A 20,905-nucleotide genomic window follows, 5' to 3' on the forward strand; every position below is an offset into this window, starting at 1 on the left:
AGGGAATAAAATTGGAACGAGAAAAAGCTTTAGCCATTGTAGAAAAACAGTTGAAGAAAAAGCGCTATGAGCATACTGTCAGAGTGATGGAAACTGCGATTGCATTAGCGGAACATTATTCAGCTAATGTGAAAAAAGCAGAGCAAGCAGCCATTTTTCATGATTATGCAAAATATCGAGACATCAAAGAAATGCGACGCTGGGTAATCGAAGAGAAATTACCGCAGGATTTACTGGAATATGGAGATGAATTGCTGCATGGGCCTGTTGGCTCCGTGATGGTGGAACGGGAAGTCGGGATAAAAGATCCGGAAGTCCAAAGCGCAATTTATTACCATACAACAGGGAAAAGCTATATGTCTTTATTAGATAAAATAATTTTTATTGCCGATTATATTGAGCCAGGACGTTCTTTTTTAGGAGTTGACGAAGTACGGGCGATCGTTTATGAAGATATTGACCAGGCTTGCTGGATGGCAGCACGTAACACGGTCCAATTTCTGATGGAGCATGAACAACCAGTTTATCCAGATACCTTTCATTTATATAATGAAGGTTTAATGATTAAAAAATAGGGAGGAAACTTAATGGATAGTAAGCAATTAGTGGATATAGTAGCAAAAGCGTGTGATGACAAGCGAGCAGATGGGATTGTCGTTCTGGATATGAAGGATGTATCCTTAATGGCCGATTATTTTCTTATCTGTGATGCATCCAACGAAAGACAGGTACAAGCCATCGCTCGTGAAGTAAAAGATGTGGCGGAAGAACAAGAAATCCATGTGAAGCGGATGGAAGGTTTTGACCAGGCGAGATGGGTCTTAGTTGATCTTGGTTATGTTGTGTGCCATGTCTTTCACCGTGATGAACGTGTTTATTATAATTTAGAGAAATTATGGGGAGATGCTCCTCAGCTTGAAGTGAAATTATAAGATGGCCTATTCGAAACTGGCTTATGTATATGATGTACTCATGGATGATGCCCCATATGATCAATGGCAGGAATTTGTCACTAAAAAGATCGAGAGGTATCATCCGCATGCACAGCGGTTGCTTGATCTTGGCTGTGGAACAGGTGAGATGAGCATTCGCTTTGCAAAAAGCGGCATGGATGTCACAGGTGTCGATTATTCTGAGGATATGTTAGCATATGCCCAAGCAGAAACAATCGAACAAAAGCAGAAAGTCACCTATTTACAACAAGACATTCGTGCATTGGAAGGTCTAACGGATTTTGATGTGATTATCAGTCTTTGTGATGTGATTAACTATGTGACAGAAGAAAATGATCTGGAAAAAGTGTTCCAACACGTTGCTGATGGACTTGCCAGTGGTGGGATCTTTATTTTCGATATTCATAGTATCAAACATTTTCGGGAAAATATGGCGGATCAAACATTTGCAGAAATTTATGAAGATGTATCCTATGTCTGGTTTTGTGAAAAAGGCGAGCAGAACGGTGAACTTTTACATGATTTGACCTTTTTTATTCAGCAGGAGGAAGGAAATCTTTATGAACGGTTTGATGAAACCCATCACCAGCGTACATTTCCTGTTGATTTTTATCGAGGCCTGATCGAGAAAACTGGTATGAGTGTACTCGATGTGTGCAGTGACTTTTCTTTGAAGACTAGTAAGGATCCAGAACAAGCGAACCGTATATTTTTTGTTTGTCAGAAGTAATGCGCCCTTGTTCAAAGAAGCATAAAATAAAATAGTTTCTCTATTCAAAAGCACCCTTTTTTATATGAAGGATGCTTTTGTTTTTGTCTCATACTAACAAATATTTACAATAAAGATTTAACTTATTTTAATAAAAATTTATTGTAAAACGATAAAATTTATGATAAATTCTAATAGATATAATATTTGTGAGGTGTAAATAAATGAAACCTGAGACATTGTTTCTCAAAATAGCTGTATTTCTTATGGCAGTTCCGGTACTTGCATTATGTATTTTTGTCATACCAGGATTAACGGTAGGGGTAGGAGAATTTATACCTGAATTTTCTTTTTGGGTTCAAGTTGCTTCCATCGGCATCTATCTATCAGCAATATTATATTTCCTAGTATTGTACCAATCTTTAAAACTTCTCCGCTATATTGATAAGAACAAAGCCTTCTCGAAGTTGTCTGTAACAGCATTGAAATATATCAAATACTATGCCGCAACGATCAGTATGTTATTTTTGCTGGCAATGCCGCTCGTATATATTGTTGCAGAAAAAGACGATGCACCTGGTCTGATCATCATCGGAATGGTGATAGCATTAGCTCCAATGGTTGTTGCAGTTTTTGCTGCGGTGCTTCAGAAGCTATTGAAAAATGCAATGGAAATCAAAACAGAAAATGACTTAACGGTATAAGGCAGTAATGACCATCATCATCCATATTGACGTTATGCTGGCGAAGAGAAAAATGAGTGTTACGGAATTATCGCAAAAGATTGGAATCACCATATCGTAACTTTCGATATTGAAAAATGGGAAGGCGAAAGCTATCAGGATTTCCACATTAGAGGGAATTTGTGAAGCATTAGAATGCCAGCCTGGAGAGGTTTTAGAATATATGAAAGAGGAGTAATTCACCTCTTAAAGATACGAAGGCTAAAAAGGAATTGGGTCAGCCCAATTCCTTTTTATATTATTCAAATAACCACTTGAATATATCGGGAAGCATAGTATACTATAATCAAATATATGTTTGAATGTTATGCTGAAGAGGTTATAATTGTTTAAACAATGGGGGAGTAAACCATGTATGATTCCATTATAATTGGATGTGGCCAAGCTGGACTTGCTATTGCCTATTACTTAAAAAAGGCGAATCAAAACTTTTTACTAATAGATAAAAGAAGCGAAATAGGGGAAACATGGAAAGAGAGATACGATTCTTTAACGTTATTTACCCCTCGACTATACAACTCATTGCCTGGATTACCTTTTAGTGGGGAAAAACATGGTTTTCCTGATAAAATTGAGGTGGCGGATTATCTTAAAAAATATGCAGAGATGTTTGAATTTCCCATCCATTTAAAAGAAGAAGTGATACATGTCAAAAAAACAAATGATAGTTACCTAATAATGACGAGGAAGGGAGAATACAAGGCCAAGCATGTGATTGTTGCAACAGGACCTTTCCAAACACCGAATATTCCCTCCATTGCAAACGAGTTATCAAACAGTATTTATCAAATCCATTCCTCACAATATAAAAATCCGAGCCAGTTAGTAAATGGCGGTGTATTAGTTGTAGGCGGAGGAAACAGCGGGGCACAGATAGCCGTTGAATTGTCCAAAAAAAAGGATACTTATTTAGCTGTCAGCAGGAAACTTAGTTCCTTCCCGCTAATAATAGGGAAGAAAAGTACTTTCTGGTGGTTTAAAAAGCTGGGAATTTTAAGTACAGACAGTCATTCCTTCCTTGGCAAGATCATTCAAAAAAAGGGAGACTTTATATTTGGTTCGGAATTAAAGAATGCAGTGAGGAGAAATGAAGTAAAAGTGAAGAAAAGGGTTATCGCTGCAAAGGAGAACGAGTTAATATTTGCGGATGATACAACCCTCCAAGTGAACAATATCATATGGGCAACAGGTTTTAAGACAGAACTTCCCTGGCTAAAAATAGATGGGGTTTTCGATCATAATGGGAATATACGGCATGATAGAGGGGTAGCAAATATGGAGGGGTTATATTTTATAGGTTTGCCTTGGCAATCCCGACGTGGTTCAGCGTTATTGCAAGGAGTTGGCTATGATGCAAAATATATTGCTGAAATCATTAACGGAAAGTTCAGCAGATCGGCAGACTGACTCGATAAGCCTCTCTTTATTTTTTTCATCGGACAAGCTACACTTATATAGAGAGAGCAGGTGATAGGTATGAAATTAAGTGTATTAGATCAAGCACCAATATCAAGAGAAGATAATCCGGTCGAAACCTTACAAAACACATTAAAACTCGCCCAAATTACAGAAAAACTAGGATACCAAAGATACTGGGTTGCTGAACATCACAATACTTCTGGATTGGCAAGTACTTCTCCTGAGATTTTAATGACGAGAATTGCATCCGTCACAGAAAAAATTCGTGTAGGTTCTGGTGGGGTGTTGTTGCCGCAATATAGTCCTTATAAAATAGCCGAAAATTTCAAAACAATGGAAGCATTATTTCCTGATCGAATTGATTTAGGTATTGGAAGATCCCCGGGTGGTGCAGAAATTACACGGCAAGCATTATTAGATGGACAAACGAAATCATTAAGTGAGTTTCCTCGTCAGGTGAGAGACTTGCAGGGATTTTTACATAATTCTTTGGAAAGAGACCATCCTTTTCGATTAGTAAAAGCTGGGCCGAGAATAGAAGCAGCACCGCCCCTCTGGATCCTGGGTTTATCGGAAAGAGGTGCGAGAAATGCGGCAGAGATGGGAGCAGGTTTTGTTTTTGGACATTTTATCAATCCAAAAAATGGAAAGAAAGCACTAGAGGCCTACCATCAGGCGTTTCAACCATCCCCTTCCCTACCACAACCAAGAACGATTGTTTGTATATTCATTATATGTGCAGAAACAGAAGAAGAAGCAGAAGAGCTTGCCATAAGTCAGGATAAATGGCTATTGAATGTTGGGAAAGGCCGGGACACAAAGGTCCCTTCCATTGAGGAGGTAAAAGAAAAAGGCTTTACAGAAGACGAGCGAAAAGAAATAAGCAATAACCGCAAGCGATGCATTGTTGGCACACCGGCTAAGGTCAAGCAGGAATTAGAGCGACTACGTGATAATTATCAGACAGATGAATTTATGGTCATAACGAACATTTACGACTTTCATGCAAAAGTGAGGTCCTACGAGTTAATTAAAGAAGCAGTTTTAGATGGCTGATATAGAATTTTCCATTGGGCTGGCTAACGTATTCACTTATACGTTAGTTTTTTATGTATTAACTGACTGATTTTTATAAAAATGAAAGATAAGAATAGAAAATTTAAGAGAATATAGTTGAAGAAGTTTTGGACGAGTGTGCAAAGGAGACTATTGATCGAGTTAGGTATAAAGGATCAGAATAAGAATTAATTTTGTTTAGGAAGTAGTCGATGCGGGAATGAAAAAATTAACTGGAGTTTACATAAGGAGATGAGGAGGAAAGAAATGAAAGTTTTTGCAAAAGATGCATTAGAAAACAAGCACATTCTCGTAACTGGTGCTACAGGCGGAATAGGCAATGAGACGGCAAAAGTGCTTGCAGGAATGGGTGCTAAATTAACCATCACTGGCCGTAATATGGAGAAACTGAACCAGCTCAAAGTCGAGTTGTATGAAATCACGGATGAAAACAATATATGTGCTGAAAAAGCAGATTTAAACAAAGAGGAAGATCGCGGCAAATTGATTAAGACTGCTGAAGAAAAGTTAGGTTTTATCTCAGGACTTGTGAATATTGCCGGTATTTCCGGCGGATCAACCGTCGAGAAATTAAAGGAAGAAGATATGAAAAAAATAATGGAAGTGAACTATTTTGCAACATTCAGTCTGACACAAGCGATCTATCAAAAAATGATCAAGCGGGAACAGGGCAGCATTGTGAATGTGTCTTCCTTATCTGGATTAAGAGGGACCCACGGAAACAGTGCCTATGCTGCAAGTAAATTTGCGATGACTGGCTGGACGCAATCAATGGCTGTTGAAGCCATTCAACATAATATCCGAGTAAATGCCGTTTGCCCAGGATATGTGAATACCGAAATGGCAAGAAACGGATTTGAAAAGAAGGCGGAAAATAAAAATATTTCATATGAAGAAGCAAAGAAAGAATCTCTAGGCACAATTCCGTCCGGCCGATTAACAGAACCTGTAGAAGTTGCAAACAGCATTGCATTCTTATTAACAGATGCAGCTAAGAATATTGTCGGAGAGTCTTTAAAGATCTCTGGCGGGAACGTGATGAGATAATAAAAATCCTATGGCATCAATTGCTCGTTAGTGCAATTGATGTTTTTTTCTGAAATTGCAGGAGATTTGAAGGGGCAGATTCAAAATATACCAATACTTTTCTTAGGATGTATATATTCTTAGGAGGGATTTTATGGACGTCTTACTCTGGACACTTGTGACATTGATCATAATCTTTATGAACGTGTTTGCAATTAAGTTGCATAAGGATAATTATTCTTTCTCAGGAAAAACCCAACATAATATAAGAGGATTATCTATTTCACAAAAATATTCAACTACCAAAACAAAGATCTTCTCCGCATTTTTTAACATATGTGAAATTTGTAAACAATCGTTAATTTAAAAAATATGTTTACAAACAATGCCACAAGGTTAAAGAGTAAAGTAGATAAATATAAAAGGAGATGAGGAAATGGATAATCTAGGACATAGTTTTAGAGAGATGCTGAATCAGCTTGTTCAAGCAATCCCCAATGTAATCGAAGCACTATTACTATTGATTCTTGCATGGATTGTTGCGGTAGTTGCGAAAAATATTATTGAAAAATTATTGGTTAAGCTTGGTGTCCATCGGGCAATGAGCAGAACGAAATTAATAGAAGATGAAGTGAAAGCAAAGAGTTTTCTGGAATCAATTGCAAAATTTGTCTATTTATTAGTGTTTATTCTATTCCTGCCGGCAATCCTTGATGCATTAAATATGAATTCTGTATCAGGGCCAATTTCCAACATGATGAATAAACTTCTTGGATTTATTCCAAACCTGATCGCAGCTGCTGTTATCTTAATTATCGGCTATGTGATCGCTAAACTGATCAGAGAATTAACCGAACGTTTTCTTGTTACAGTAAATGTAGACAGATGGTATAACAAAGTAAAACCAGCTTCTTCTGCACCTGATTCAACGACAAGGTTATCTTCCATTCTTGCTAATGTATTGTTTATCGTTATTTTAATTCCGGTTATTACAATGGCACTGGAAGCATTAGCAATTCAATCAATTTCAAATCCAATCACACAGGTATTAAACAATGTGCTGCAAATGATTCCAAATGTGTTTATTGCAATTGTTTTAGTAATTGCCGGTTATTATATTGGTAAGATCGTTGGTAATTTATTGTCAGGACTGCTGGAAGGTACTGGCGTAAACTCTATTTTCCAAACATTAGGGCTTGAAAATGCCCGAGCAAAACTGCCATTTAATCTGTCAAAATCAATTGGCATGATTGTTCAAGTGTTGATCATTTTATTCTTCGTTGTGGAAGCATTAAATGTTCTGCAGTTAGATGTATTGAATATGATCGGCGGAGCAATTATCAAATATCTTCCATACCTTGTAAGTGGCCTGCTTATCTTAGGTGGTGGCTTGCTGCTAGCCAATTTCCTTGAAAGCTTTATTAGAAAGTATACAAACAGTGGGATTTCCGCTGCTATTATCAAATATGTGGTTATCGTGTTTGCTGTATTTATGACACTGGATCAACTGCAATTTGCTACATCGATTGTTAACATTGCGTTTATTTTAATCCTTGGCGGGTTGATGGTAGCATTTGCGATTGCATTCGGTATCGGTGGCCGTGATTTTGCACGAGGTCAACTTGCTAAAGCAGAAACAAAAATGAGGAAAGATCACCAGAAGCCAACCATTGATAAACCGGAAGATTTCCAATAATATAATTAGTAGAACAGCATCTTTCTTAAGGTGCTGTTTTCTATTGCTGTGATGAAGAGAATCGATCAACAGCTTTATCATAAAAAAGAAGGGGATATTGAATGAATATTGCCAACATAATTTTTTTAAGTCCAATCAATCAAGAATTAGAAGTTTTACTGGAAAATTACCACATCAATAAGAAGATTCGCTTTTTAACAGAAGAAAATCTTAATGGGGAGGATCTCGAATGGGCAGATGCCCTGGTAACTTTTAAAACAACATCCAATTATGACTACAGCAAGGTAAAGTGGGTTCATTCATTAGGAGCGGGAGTAGACAATTTCACGTTTCATAATGAATGGAAGGATGACGTGATTTTAACAAGAACCATCACTTCCTTTGGTCAAAGAATAAGTGAATATTGCCTTAGCTACATATTAAAAGACATACAGTTTCATGAACAGTTTCAGTACCAGAAGTCTATAAAGCTGTGGAAACCAATAACCCCAAAGATGTTGAATGAGGTATGTGTGCTAATTTATGGAACAGGAGAGATAGGGCAAAAAATAGCGGAAGTGTTAACTGGTTTTGGGGTAAAAGTTTATGGCGTATCAAGGAGCGGTAAACAAAAAGATCATTTTGCAGATATCTTAACAATAGATTCGCATTATTCATTATTAAGCCAAGTGGATTATGTAATCAATACATTGCCATTAACAGAGAAAACAGAAAACTTGTTTCATGCAGGCATCTTCGATCATTATTCTTCTATTGGTTTTATCAATGTTGGCAGGGGAGAATCTGTTAAGGAAAAAGACTTACTGCAAGCAATCACACGTAATCAAGTGAGATTTGCAGTAATTGATGTTTTTGCAAATGAACCACTGCCAGAGGATCATGTTTTTTGGGAGCATCCGAAAATTTTCCTTACTCCACATATCTCTGCAGTAACCACAGCAAAAGAAGCAGCAGAATGCTTTGTCGAAACACTTGAAAATATTGAGAAAAACAAACCGTTACCGAATAGGGTGGATGTTAAGCAAGGTTATTAGTTTTTTATATACGTCATTTCCCTTTTTTGTCTGCTAAAATGTGGGAGAGAAAATAAAAATATATCCTAGAAAAAAATCAGCCTTATTTTAACATAGTAAAGGAAAGCTAGATTAGACTAAAACATTCAGACTAGACAGGAGAGTTTTTATGCCTTATTTGAAAGATCATGTCATCCTTATAACAGGAGCCAACCGGGGACAAGGAAAAGCAATTGCAGAGTATCTGGCAGAACTAGGTGGTGTAGTGATTGTGGGTGCTCGTCACTACAAAAATGCTTTAGAGGCAGCAGAAGAAATCGGGAATAACCGTGCTTATCCAGTTCAGTTGGATGTGACGAAAGAAGCAGAATGGAAAACCGCGGTAGAAGAGATTGTCACTAAATTTGGCAAAATTGATGTTCTAGTAAATAATGCTGGAATTCTGCAACGTAAACCATTCACTGAAATAACGACCGCTGAGTACCTTGAGTTAATTCATGTCAATCAAATCGGGGTGTTTCTAGGAATGCAATCTGTCATCCCGCATATGGAGAAGCAGGGGAAAGGGGCAATTATTAACAATGTATCCATCTCAGCTTTTTCCCCGATTGCACATTCCTCGATATATGCCGCAACAAAAGCGTCTGTCGTGGCGATGTCTAAAGCAGCAGCGGTTGAGCTAGGTCCAAAAGGGATTCGGGTGAATATGATCCATCCGGGAGGGATAGATACGGAAATGGCCACGAATGGTGAGGGTGTTCCGGAATATTATGAGACAGTGCCCTTAAGACGGATTGGAAGACCAATTGAAATTGCTAAGGCTGTTGCATTTCTAGCTTCCGACGACAGTTCGTATTGTACGGGTACAGAATTGGTCGTGGATGGCGGGATGACTCTTGGAAATTCAGAGGAATGAGTGTCTATAGAGAAAGGCATGTTAATGAACAGAACAGTTAAATGAAGCGGTTGTTTAAAAGACAAAAAGTAAGCCTTGAATCAATTGTGTTGATACAAGGCTTACTCTAATTAAAGAGGTTTAACCAACTTTTCTCGCATCCTCATTGGTTTGTTTATCAACTTTTTTCTTTTTCATATTGGTACTAATTTGTCCAATTCCCAGTTCTTTGGCTTCCTGTTGCAAAGATTTGAGTAAACAAAATACCATTACCCCCATTACAATTGAAAAAGGAAGTGCTGCAATGATCATGGTGTTTTGAAGAGCTTGTAACCCCCCGGAATAAAGCAGAACAAGAGCGGTAATAGCAAGAAAAACTCCCCATGTTACCTTGATTTGCTTACTTGGATTTTGGGATCCATTAGTTGTCATCATACCTAAAACAAAGGTACCAGAATCAGCAGATGTAACAAAGAACGTCACAATGATAAGAATGGCTAAGACTGATAACACCATACTAAACGGATAAGTTTCTAAAACACCGAAAAGAGATTCTTCGGCTGATAGTGAAGATATGGACAGCAGTCCGGAAATTTCCGTTGTAATAGCAGCACCACCAAATGTAGTAAACCACAGGAAACCAATCAGTGATGGAACGAGCAGAACGTACACAACAAATTCTCGGATTGTCCTGCCCTTGGATACTCTGGCGATAAAAATACCGACAAATGGAGACCAGGCAATCCACCAGGCCCAATAGAAAATTGTCCATCCATTAATCCAGCTTCGGGATTCTTCATTAAGTGGGGCAATTCGAAAACTCATATTAATGAAATTTTGCATGTAAGATCCAATGGTATCAACATAAAGGTTCAAGGTAAAAAGAGTTGACCCAAAAACAAATACGGCTAAGAAAAGGATGGCTGCAAGCCCCATATTTAGATTACTTAGAATTTTAATACCTTTGCCTAAACCAGTTAACGCAGACACAATAAATAAGACTGTCACAATAAGAACGATAACTGTCTGTGTTGTAATATTGCTTGGCAGGCCAAATAAGTAAGATAGGCCACCATTAATTTGCATGGCACCAAAACCTAGTGTTGTTGCAACCCCGATAACAGTCGAAATAACAGCTATAATGTCAACAATCTTACCAACTGCGCCATCTGCATGCTTCCCAATCAATGGTCTTAAAGTCTTACTAATTAAGGCGCGTTCACCTTTTCTAAAGGTAAAGTAAGCAAGAGTTAATGCGACAGACCCATAGATTGCCCATGCATGGATCCCCCAGTGAAAGAAAGTAAACCTCATTGCATCTTTAACCCCTTGATTGGTACCAAGTTCCCCTGTAGGTGAACTAACCGCATAGTGACTAATCGGTTCGGCTGTACCGTAAAAGATTAAACCAATACCAACACCTGCACTAAAAAGCATAGCGAGCCAGGTTGGTCGAGAAAATTCAGGCTCGTCCTCCTGTTTCCCAAGTTTAATTCGCCCAACAGGGCTTACTAATAAATAAATACAGACGAATACAAACACCGATACTATTCCTAAGTAATACCAACCAAATGTATCAGTAATAAAACCTTGTGTACTGTCTGTAATACTCTCTAAGGATGCAGGCATCGTTATTCCCATAAGAACAAGACTTGCCACGATCACTAATGATGTGTAAAAAACTATTGAAGTATTTTTCATATAAAATAGATAACTCCCCTCTTTGATGTATTCACAGTGGGTTTTCGTTTCACTGGAGAACAGATAGAAAAATGCATAACCAATATAAGAAAGAACTGCTTCTAAAGAGCAATAGTAACTAACCCATAAAATTGCAATAAAATAACACTTTCGCGAAAAAAGTATTAGGAAAACTACCAAATTCTTGTTCATGGATGTAACTAGAGCAACCTGCTAGCTTTGGAACAAGTCTGGTAAATAGCAGGAATAAATACCTTACTGTCGTAATCCGTAACTGAAGTAGACTAAATTTAACCGGGATTTTTGATGTACTTATACAGTTTACCGAACAAAGTCCTATTAAGCACATAGGAAATTCAAGCTTTATTTGAGTTATAGAGCCACTATTCATTCTAAGAGGTATTTCTTCTTATTTATTCTTAATAATACTCAGGATTATGTCGTATATGGCAGGTGTCTGATAATTCAACCGGATAAAAATGGAAAAATAGGGTAATGGCTGGGCGTATTATTAGCGAATGGAATGATATGGAATCAGTGGGGACGAACGATACGTACTCTTGAAAAGCAGGTCAAATTGGTGGTTTACTTGGTGTGTAATTTCTTAGGAGAACATTTTCAATCAGAAATTAAAGAAGATTATATAGTAAAAAAGCAAGCCTTTTATTGTCTTGTTAAACTTTCCTGTTTTTTCTATTATAAGGAAAATTAGGTTAATTGGTCGAATATTATCGAAATATGGATAATTATCTGTTGTTTTGTAAAAGATCATGTTATCATTTTATTAGTACTAATTGCCTAAAACCCCTTCTTCTAAGAGGTGAGGATCCTGCATTACTCTGAATCCTTAGCCATAAGACTAAGGCTTATTTGGCAGGTCCTAAAATTTTTGGTATACATTCTATCAATATGAGGTGTATTAATTGAAATTAAGACTAAAATTAGCAACAAAAATAAATTTAATTGTATTAGGTATTATTCTTATCTTATCTACTGCTATTGGAATTATGGTGAATCGAGAAATTACCAAGGGTGTAGAAGAGTTTGCTGTTGTAAAAGCGAAAGGGGATTTGAGTTTAGCTTACCGGTATGTTGATAACAAATATCCTGGGGATTGGGAGATCAAGGACAACCAGTTGTACAAGGGGACAACAATGATGAATGAGAATTTCGAGGTTGTTGATAAAATCGGTGAAGATACAGGGGATACAGTTACACTCTTTCAAGGCGATACACGCATCACAACAAATGTAATGTTAGATGGAGAACGTGCTATAGGTACTCAAGCTTCACCAGAGGTTATTGAAACAGTTATAAAGAATGGGGAAAGCTTTTATGGTGAGGCTGACGTAGCAGGAAATACCTATCAAACAGCCTATATGCCAATTGAAAATGGCGCTGGAGAAGTAATAGGGATTTTTTATGTTGGCGCATCACAAAAGATTATTAATAGTATTTTATCTTCATTCTTAGTTAAATTTTTAACAGTATTGGCTATTATGGCAGGTGTTTCGGTACTCTTGGTATATTTGTTTACAAGAAGGTTAAGAAAAAGACTGTCAACAATAACAGGGGCAGTTGAATTAGCAGGCGAAGGTGATTTTACAACTGAAATTCTTGATCAAGCAGGAGATGAATTAAGCACCTTGGCTACAAGCTTTAATAAAATGACTATCAATCTTAAATCAATGATGCATGAAGTCATTTCCACTTCTGAATTAGTAGCCTCATCAGCTGAGCAATTAACTGCAAGTGCTGAACAAACCAGTAAAGCTACTGAAACTATTACAGAGTCTATTCAACAAGTTGCAAATGGTGCAGAACATGCAACTAACAACGTTCAAGAGAGTGCGACATCTTTAGAAGAAGTGAATAGTGGTGTACAATCTATTGCAGAAAATGCCACAGCAGTTTCAGATGTTAGTTCACAAGCGACTGAGAAAGCAAAAGAAGGCGGAGTGTTTGTAGACAATACGGTGAAACAAATGAATGAAATTAGTCGTTCTGTTACAGAAAGTGGTAAGGTAATGATCACATTAGAAAAACGATCCCAAGAAATAGGGGAGATTACGAAAGTCATTTCTGATATATCAGAACAAACGAATCTGTTAGCATTAAATGCAGCAATTGAAGCAGCTAGAGCTGGTGAGCATGGGAAGGGATTTGCAGTTGTAGCAGATGAAGTTCGAAAATTAGCTGAGCAGTCCCAATTATCTTCCACACAAATTTCAAATCTTATCAAAGGTATACAAGAGGATATGGTACTTTCCAATCAATCGATGGCAAAGGTGTCAGCAGATGTAAAAGAGGGCTTAAATATTGTAAAACAGACGGAAGGTAACTTTAAAGAAATTTACATCGATATGGAACAGTTATCGGAACAGATAAATGAAATGGCTGCAACAGCTCAGGAAATTTCCGCCAGTACACAGGAGGTTTCTGTAACAGTTACAGATATCACAGAAATTTCTAATGAAACTTCCATGCACTCTCAAAATGTAGCAGCCTCAGCAGAAGAACAGCTTGCTTCAATGGAAGAGATTACAGCTTCAGCAAATTCCTTATCAGATTTAGCTGAGGATTTCCAAAAATTAATTAAAAGATTTAGAGTTTAAAGAACAAATAAATTTTACCAAATAAAAGGCTGATTCTTAGGAAAGAGAACAGGCTTTATACGTAAGAAGAATAACGATAGGAGTGCAGTTTCGATATAAATTAAAATTATTTAAAACTTATACTCATAGATGTAGTCATAAGCCTTATTATATATGGTTTATGGCTATTTATTTTCTGTAAAGATCATAGTAGAACGAACGTAAGATAGCAGGAATATATGGACATGTAACTTAACTTTAAACACAATATTTTTGTGGGAATTAATCCCTTTTATGTGGGTGAGTATGTTAAAGTTAACTAAGATATAAAGGAAGTAACGTGCAGATCGAAATGGGAAAAAGGGAGGGAGAATGTTTGAAATCAAAAAGTCAAAATTTAATCTATCTTCTTTTTATGGATGAAGGGAAGGGGGAAGACTGGAATAGAGGGTCTTCATGGATGAAATTTATCTTTACATTTTTATATGCGCTAATGATTGCTTGTTTTAGTTATTTATTAGATAACGATATAACAACCCCTGTAATTAATTTCGCTGTATCCTTCATTCTTGGATTGCTACTACCATACCGGAGAGGCGCACGTGTATCAAATAATAGTAAAGTTTTCAGCTATATAGTTAATTTCGTTGTATTATTTTTGCTCGGATATTTAATCGTAAAATTCTCAACTGCTAGTATTATTAGTAAAGTTGGAGCCGGATTGATTTTGCTAACATTGGTTTTCCTTGAAAAAATTGAACGGAAGTATTGGATCTCGGTTAACTCGAGCAGTAACGATTTTTAAGCTTATTGCGGTAACTGGGGATTACTATACATTAGGTACCATTGGTGGGTTTTCTTACATATTTATCCATCCCTCACGACACTATTCCCCTTGAAAAGAATGTTGCTAAGTTACTGCGTACCTTAGTAGATAGAGTTTTTCCTCACGCACATATGTTATCTTTTCATTTAAAAGCAACCGAACATAGCAAGCGAAAAGAAATCTTTTTCACAAGGACTATTTATAATAGAGTTAGTTATTATGTTTCATAGTAAATACAAAGCTATTTGTTGGATTTGGAGAAAGGAAGGAAAGAATTTTTAAAAAGGGAGCTGATAATATGGGGAAAGTAATTCTTGATATTTCAATGTCTGTAGATGGTTTTGTTGCAGGACCGAACGATACACCGGAGCAACCACTTGGGAATGGAGGTGGAGCAATCCAGAACTGGTTGTTTAGTGGAGAACAACCAAGTCGATACAATACATTTTTTAAATTATCCGAGACAAATAAGCAAGTTTTTGAGGGCTCTATCCCTTCAACAGGTGCTATGATTGTTGGCAGAAGGACATATGACATTGTGAATGGATGGGGAGGGAGCCACCCAATTGAAGGGGTACCTGTTTTTGTTGTAACCAACAAAGCACCTGAACATTACTTAGAAGAAAAAACGCCTTTTATTTTTGTTAAAGAAGGTGTTATAAGTGCAGTAAATCAAGCGAAAGGCATAGCAGGCGATAAGAATGTAAGTATCGGAACGGCATCTATTGCGAGTCAATGTATTCGAGCAGGACTAATTGATGAAATGCATCTTCATGTTGCACCGGTCTTATTAGGAAAAGGAACCCGCTTGTTTGATCAAATTGGGCCAGAACAATTAAAACTGGAATCAAAACAAGTGATTGATGGGTCGGATGTTGTCCATTTAACATATAAGATATTGTATTAATTTTTTATCCCTGCTTCATTCTTTTGATAAATTGTTCCATTAAAAGCGGCAATGAAACTAATATTGGCGGATCATCTAAGCGAGGCTTATATAATGTTATTTCCAGATGAGGAACAGTTACATGTATGTCGACAATGAATGGTGTATTACTTTTATAACGAAAGGTTTCTTCGGGAAGTAATATATCTGCTGATTTCATCTGCCATGGAACCGATGTTGCTAGAAGATAATAGACACCTGGTTCGACCATGTTAAAAGCAAAATGATCGGAATTGACAAGTAATGTGCCATACAGTGGCAAACTATCCGGTATTGGTTTTGAAAATAATCCAACAAAAATAATTCCTTCAAATGGTTCGGTTGTTTGAATTGTTCCACTTATTTGGTTATATTTTCCATATGGTTTTGTTATTAGATGATGTGTTTGTAATTCTTTTAGCATATTCAAATTATCCTTAACAGATTGAACGGATTTACGAAATCGAGCTGGTGTAACCCCTACCTTTTGGGTGAATTTAGTAGTAAAAGTTCCAAGACTTTGTTGACCAATTTCTAAACCAATATCACGGATCGGTAATTCTGTTTTTAACAGTAAATCCTTTGCGCGTTGGAGACGCAGTGACGAGATAAAGTACTGTGGCGGTAAACCGGTCTGTTCCTTAAATATACGTGAAAAGTGGAAAGGGCTGTAACCGACATAATCAGCTAATTTATTTAAGGAAATTTCATCATATAGGTGTGTTTGAATATAGGATATCGCTTTATATACTTCTGGAAAAACGGCCATATGCTTATCCTCACTTTCTATTCATCAGGCATCTAAAGGAAATATCTAAATACAGATTTACAGTTATTCTAGAAACACGAGTTGTACTAGATTAACCATATCATAGCATTTATTCATAATTTATCCAATATATCTTTCTATCAACTGGATTTTTCTATGAGACCTGGTGCCTTATCGAAAGATGGAGTTGTCCTATTAACAAATCGCCTATTATACGAAAGCACAGAATTCTTTAAAAAGAATTGAAGGAAAAGGAGTTACGCTAATACGAAATAGAGCTTCAGTAGTAATAATAGAAAATAAAAGAGTCGGGCTTATTAAAAGAATGAAAGAGAGTAATATTTATTATGTTTTTCCTGGAGGTGGAATAGAGGATGGTGAGACACCAGAGGACGGTGCGAAAAGAGAAGCATTAGAAGAATTGGGTGTAGAAGTGAAGGTGAATGATTGTATGACAGAGGTTAACTTCAATGGAACTCAATACTTTTTCTTAGCTGATATAATTGATGGGGTATTCGGAACCGGGCAAGGAGAAGAATACATAGACGAAAATAGAGATAGAGGAATATATTTGCCTGTTTGGGTTGATTTAGATAAATTATCATCTATTGATGTAAAACCTAAAGAAGTTGCTATGAAGATACAAGCCTTATTCATCTAAAGCATAGGTTTGTTCAACAGGTTAATTATTTTCAGTTGAAAAATACTGGTTAAGAATACATGGTAATAGAGAAATGATTGTGAATAAAGTACTTGAATTCTTTTAAAAATATGTTGTTAGATTATATGTAGTTATGTTTATAAAATCTCATATTTTAGTCATAGAAAATCAAATCAAATCTAAACAAACATAAAATACAACAAATCAGATTGTTAAATTGCTAATAATTTTCATCAGCTTAGTAGATATTTATGTTAAAATTTTTAGTGAACTGTGGAAAAATTCAATAAAGTTTGTTAATTCTATATATTTAAAGGGGGAGTTTTCTATGACTTTTTGGACTTGGATAGCAATAGCTTTTGCTTTAGTTGGTGGTGTAGTCGCTGCTAATTCTGGAAAGAAGAAAACTGAAAGAAAATATGTTACTGCACTTATTTGGTTTATCTTAGCAGTGATTTTGTTTTTTGTTTGGTGGTTTACACGATAACTTTTGAATGAATGGAGGACCTAGTTTAATAAGAGTCTTTTATTATGCACTATAAACAATTCTCTCTTGCATAATTTGATATCTGACAAGCTGAAATAAGCATTTGCTACTATTTATCAAATGCTACGTATTTCCCTAAGTAGAGTTCACCGGAACAATTGAGGTAGTTGTCCAAATATTGTAGATATAAATATGATTTGGTTGGTCAATCAAGTAATGTGAGGTGATAAAATGGATAAGCAAGATAAACGTCAATTGTTAATTAATGCAGCATACAAGGTTTTTGCGAGAAATGGTTATAAAGATGCTTCGATAAAAGATATCGCAGAATTTGCGAACATTACACCAGGACTCGTTCATTATTATTTTAAGAGTAAAGAAGAGTTGTTTTTCGCAGTGCAAGAAAAAGCACAAAAGGAATATCATTTGCAATATGCTGATAAAGACAAGGATTCGGCATCTCTATTAGATGTTTTAGAAGAGATAAAGACTCGTGCCACAGAGAATCCCGATTGGTACCGCTTACGGTATGAGAGTTATGCACATGGGATAAAGGATGAAGCTTTTCAGGAGAATGTATCAGCTTTTTTGAAAAAGGGGAGAGAAAGCATCGTATGGCCGTTGAATGAAGTTAATTCAAACAAAACGGGAAACAGGGAGTTGGCAGGAATTTTATTAGCTTGTTTTGATGGATTAGCTTTACAAAAGATTGTGGACGATGAATTTGACATGGACAAAGCATATAAAATACTGTGGGAGCTAATTAGTAATTATATAAAGGAATAATTTTTTAAACTAATTTGGTTGGTTGACCAACTTAAAAGAGAGGGGAGTTAAAATGAGAAAGTTTGTGATGGTGGTATTTTTTGGAATAGTCCTTAGCATGCCAATATCTGCCTCTGCTGCAGATACAAAAGTAGATCAAATTGCTGTGTATATGAAAGATGCTTTAGAGAAATATAACATACCTGGGGCGTCATTGGCTGTAGTGAAGAACGATAAAGTTATTTTTCAAGAAAGCTGGGGGGTTCAAAGTAATGGCACTGAAGTGACGGATCATTCCATATTTTTGTTAGGCTCATTAAGTAAACCAATGACAAGTCTAGGGATTATGCGTTTGGCTGAAGAAGGAAAAATGGAATTAGATGCCCAGATTAAAGTGTATGTTCCAGATTTGGTATCAAGACATACAGACTTAGAAGGTGTAACCGTTCGCCAGTTGCTCTCCCATACAAGTGGATTTTCTGGGTATGCTGGCTTAGCGTTAGCGGATCAAAATGTGAGAGGGGAAGATGCCATTCAGAAGGTAGTGGAAGGTGCTGATAATATATCGCTTGCTTATACTCCGGGTGAAAATTATGAATATAGTGCAATGAACTACTTGTTGCTCGGGTACATAATAGAATCAGTATCAAATCAATCTTTTCCAGATTATATGCAAGCAGAAGTTTTTAAAGAGTTAAATATGAAACATACGGTGACTACTTATGAAAAGGCAGTCGAATTAGGCTATCAAAATGGGTTTCAATCTTGGTTTGGAAAGCCAGTAAAGAGTGATGTTATATATGATAATAGTGGTGCTCCTTATGGCTATATGGCGTCCAGTTTGAATGATATGGTCCATTTTGTTGAATTTTTACTAAATAAAGGGGGCGGACTTCTTACGGAAGAAACGTTTGATGAATACACCTCCCCACAGGTGGAGCGTGGAGAGCATTCCTACTATGGGCTGGGCTGGTTTATTTCTACTATAAAAAATGATCCATATTATTTTCATAGCGGATCAACTCCGACCTCTTTATCGCAGTTGTTGGTAGATGAACAGGATGATTTTGGTTTTGTATTGTTGACAAATAAGCATAATATTTCCGAAGTTTTGCACACAACCTACCTCCGCGATGGAATTAAGCAAATCATGGAGGGGGGCGGAATCCCAACGCTTCCAGAACCGAATTACACGATGCAGTGGACCGTTTTGGGAATAAGTGTTGTTATTACATTATTTGCCTTATGGAGCCTATATCAATTAATAAGGAAAAAAGTTGTGCGCCCGAAGTTTTGGGTAGGCTCCGGAATAATTACACTTATAATAGCTGTTACCATTATTCCGGTTTTAACAAATGTATTTCACTCACCTTGGTATACTATTAAAGTGACAGCACCTGATACTTCATTCTTCATTCAATGGGTAGTCGGTGTGCTTATATTGTATGGGATCAGCACATTTTTTATAATTTATCGGAAACAAAGTTCTATAAAGGATCACCGTTTTAAGAATTATTATTTTTACAAACAAAGCGATTGAGTATGTAACTCTTGCTCGCTATAGGTTTGTTACCCGCATTGATTGACACCAGAACAATAGGTATAACGTGCAGGGCATCTAAAAGAGGTGCCTTTTTTGTGTTGGTAGAATATCCCTTTCCTATGCTGGACAAATTACAGCAAGATTTGGAAAGTTTTTTTCCCGCTATGATGTTATTTTTTTAGTATAAACGAAAAACTTATACTTCATAATGTATCTCCTTTCCATTCTAATTTATTGGAAATTCACTGATAATCGCTTAACCCAGATAAGTGAGAAAGTAAAGATTATTTTAAGGAGGTTTATGGATGACCAACAAACACCAAACAGAAGATAATAGATGGAAAGTTACTGGAACGGACCTCATACGATGGTTAGGATTGTTTGCAATAATGGCAGGGATTCTATACATTGGCATTCAGTTTATTCACCCATCAGATAATATTACCTCAGTCAACTCAAGCAAATGGGTTTTGGTTGCGTGTTTGACCATTGCTATGTCCCTTTTCAGCTTGATAGGAATGACAGGGATCTATACAAAACAAGTGAATAAGACCGGTTGGCTTGGTCTAATCGGATATGTAATCTTTAGTCTGTTTTGGTTAGTTTCAATGATTTTCAGTTTCAATGAAGCATTTGTTTTACCATTACTCACAAATGATGCTCCTGAATTTGTGGAGGGGATGTTAGGAATCTTTGGTGGTACTAGAAGTGAGGTTAATCTGGGGATTTTCACAGTATTAGCACCAATAGCAGGATTGTTTTACACGCTTGGCGGTCTCCTGCTTGGTATCGCGACTTTTCGTGCTAGAGTCTTACCACGTTGGGCGGGTTCCCTGCTTTCTTTCGCTGCGGTGATAACCCTCGCTGCTGCAATCATTCCTCACCCGTTTGACCGGTTAATGGCGATACCTATGGGATTAGCTTTCATTTGGTTGGGATATACTGTATGGTCAGACCCAAGGAAAGCACCAAAACGTACCATATCATCACATTAATGAGTTAAGGTGAAAATCAATACGAGGATAGGTGGTGAATTATAGCCGGACAGTCTGAGAACATTGGATAAAGAATGCAGCGTTGGTCTATGTATCGTATTATCCGTT

General features: G+C 36.7%; 20 protein-coding genes and 1 pseudogene. 19 read left to right on the top strand and 2 right to left on the bottom strand.

What is annotated here, in order from left to right:
* Positions 1–11 precede the first annotated feature (11 nt).
* The 11 genes and pseudogenes from yqeK to ACFOY7_RS13385 all read left to right on the top strand — a co-directional run bounded on the left by yqeK (position 12) and on the right by ACFOY7_RS13385 (position 9,552).
* Positions 12–575: a bis(5'-nucleosyl)-tetraphosphatase (symmetrical) YqeK gene (yqeK, locus tag ACFOY7_RS13335; protein ID WP_390252593.1), complete on the top strand. Its 564-nt coding sequence runs from the start codon at positions 12–14 to the stop codon at positions 573–575.
* 12 nt (positions 576–587) lie between these two features.
* Entirely contained in the window at positions 588–932 is a 345-nt protein-coding gene (rsfS, locus tag ACFOY7_RS13340; RefSeq protein ID WP_390252594.1) for a ribosome silencing factor, read from the top strand.
* Between the two features lies 1 nt (position 933).
* Positions 934–1,683 (top strand): class I SAM-dependent DNA methyltransferase, encoded by a 750-nt coding sequence (locus tag ACFOY7_RS13345; protein WP_390252595.1) that lies wholly within the window; start codon positions 934–936, stop codon positions 1,681–1,683.
* Between the two features lie 203 nt (positions 1,684–1,886).
* Positions 1,887–2,366 (top strand): DUF2975 domain-containing protein, encoded by a 480-nt coding sequence (locus ACFOY7_RS13350; protein ID WP_390252596.1) that lies wholly within the window; start codon positions 1,887–1,889, stop codon positions 2,364–2,366.
* A 7-nt stretch (positions 2,367–2,373) separates the two neighbouring features.
* Positions 2,374–2,583 (top strand): annotated as a pseudogene (locus tag ACFOY7_RS13355) (helix-turn-helix domain-containing protein).
* Between the two features lie 173 nt (positions 2,584–2,756).
* Entirely contained in the window at positions 2,757–3,812 is a 1,056-nt protein-coding gene (locus ACFOY7_RS13360; RefSeq protein WP_390252597.1) for a flavin-containing monooxygenase, read from the top strand.
* Positions 3,813–3,881: 69 nt separating this feature from the next.
* On the top strand, positions 3,882–4,880 hold the full coding sequence (locus ACFOY7_RS13365) for an LLM class flavin-dependent oxidoreductase (RefSeq protein ID WP_390252598.1): 999 nt from the start codon (positions 3,882–3,884) through the stop codon (positions 4,878–4,880).
* Between the two features lie 267 nt (positions 4,881–5,147).
* The gene (locus ACFOY7_RS13370) at positions 5,148–5,948 is read left to right on the top strand and encodes an SDR family NAD(P)-dependent oxidoreductase (RefSeq protein ID WP_390252599.1); all 801 of its coding nucleotides are present in this window, start codon (positions 5,148–5,150) and stop codon (positions 5,946–5,948) included.
* 415 nt (positions 5,949–6,363) lie between these two features.
* Positions 6,364–7,623 (top strand): mechanosensitive ion channel, encoded by a 1,260-nt coding sequence (locus ACFOY7_RS13375; RefSeq protein WP_390252600.1) that lies wholly within the window; start codon positions 6,364–6,366, stop codon positions 7,621–7,623.
* 101 nt (positions 7,624–7,724) lie between these two features.
* Positions 7,725–8,657, top strand: a complete 933-nt coding sequence (locus tag ACFOY7_RS13380; protein WP_390252601.1) for a D-2-hydroxyacid dehydrogenase — start codon at positions 7,725–7,727, stop codon at positions 8,655–8,657.
* Positions 8,658–8,805: 148 nt separating this feature from the next.
* Positions 8,806–9,552: an SDR family NAD(P)-dependent oxidoreductase gene (locus ACFOY7_RS13385; RefSeq protein ID WP_390252602.1), complete on the top strand. Its 747-nt coding sequence runs from the start codon at positions 8,806–8,808 to the stop codon at positions 9,550–9,552.
* 120 nt (positions 9,553–9,672) lie between these two features.
* Here the strand turns inward: ACFOY7_RS13385 and ACFOY7_RS13390 are convergent, their stop codons facing one another.
* Positions 9,673–11,232, bottom strand: coding sequence for a glycine betaine uptake BCCT transporter (locus ACFOY7_RS13390; RefSeq protein ID WP_390252603.1), 1,560 nt, complete (start codon positions 11,230–11,232; stop codon positions 9,673–9,675).
* A gap of 923 nt (positions 11,233–12,155) precedes the next feature.
* Here ACFOY7_RS13390 and ACFOY7_RS13395 point away from each other — a divergent pair.
* From ACFOY7_RS13395 to ACFOY7_RS13405, 3 genes are all read left to right on the top strand, one after another.
* Positions 12,156–13,847, top strand: coding sequence for a methyl-accepting chemotaxis protein (locus tag ACFOY7_RS13395; RefSeq protein WP_390252604.1), 1,692 nt, complete (start codon positions 12,156–12,158; stop codon positions 13,845–13,847).
* 355 nt (positions 13,848–14,202) lie between these two features.
* A complete protein-coding gene (locus ACFOY7_RS13400; RefSeq protein WP_390252605.1) occupies positions 14,203–14,631 on the top strand; it encodes a hypothetical protein in 429 nt (142 codons plus the stop codon).
* A 319-nt stretch (positions 14,632–14,950) separates the two neighbouring features.
* Complete coding sequence (locus ACFOY7_RS13405; RefSeq protein ID WP_390252606.1) at positions 14,951–15,559, top strand: dihydrofolate reductase family protein; 609 nt, start codon at positions 14,951–14,953, stop codon at positions 15,557–15,559.
* A 4-nt stretch (positions 15,560–15,563) separates the two neighbouring features.
* Here the strand turns inward: ACFOY7_RS13405 and ACFOY7_RS13410 are convergent, their stop codons facing one another.
* Positions 15,564–16,346: a helix-turn-helix domain-containing protein gene (locus ACFOY7_RS13410; RefSeq protein WP_390252607.1), complete on the bottom strand. Its 783-nt coding sequence runs from the start codon at positions 16,344–16,346 to the stop codon at positions 15,564–15,566.
* 265 nt (positions 16,347–16,611) lie between these two features.
* Between ACFOY7_RS13410 and ACFOY7_RS13415 the strand changes: the two genes are divergently transcribed.
* From ACFOY7_RS13415 to ACFOY7_RS13435, 5 genes are all read left to right on the top strand, one after another.
* The gene (locus ACFOY7_RS13415; RefSeq protein WP_390254097.1) at positions 16,612–17,007 is read left to right on the top strand and encodes an NUDIX hydrolase; all 396 of its coding nucleotides are present in this window, start codon (positions 16,612–16,614) and stop codon (positions 17,005–17,007) included.
* Positions 17,008–17,335: 328 nt separating this feature from the next.
* Positions 17,336–17,494, top strand: coding sequence for a hypothetical protein (locus tag ACFOY7_RS13420; RefSeq protein WP_390252608.1), 159 nt, complete (start codon positions 17,336–17,338; stop codon positions 17,492–17,494).
* A 231-nt stretch (positions 17,495–17,725) separates the two neighbouring features.
* Positions 17,726–18,280 (top strand): TetR/AcrR family transcriptional regulator, encoded by a 555-nt coding sequence (locus ACFOY7_RS13425; protein ID WP_390252609.1) that lies wholly within the window; start codon positions 17,726–17,728, stop codon positions 18,278–18,280.
* A 52-nt stretch (positions 18,281–18,332) separates the two neighbouring features.
* Positions 18,333–19,799 carry a serine hydrolase domain-containing protein gene (locus ACFOY7_RS13430; RefSeq protein ID WP_390252610.1) on the top strand — a complete coding sequence of 489 codons (1,467 nt, stop codon included), beginning with the start codon at positions 18,333–18,335 and terminating at the stop codon, positions 19,797–19,799.
* A 308-nt stretch (positions 19,800–20,107) separates the two neighbouring features.
* On the top strand, positions 20,108–20,797 hold the full coding sequence (locus ACFOY7_RS13435) for a hypothetical protein (RefSeq protein ID WP_390252611.1): 690 nt from the start codon (positions 20,108–20,110) through the stop codon (positions 20,795–20,797).
* Positions 20,798–20,905 lie beyond the last annotated feature (108 nt).

This window comes from Gracilibacillus xinjiangensis, from assembly GCF_042651765.1.
GTDB lineage: Bacteria > Bacillota > Bacilli > Bacillales > Amphibacillaceae > Gracilibacillus > Gracilibacillus xinjiangensis.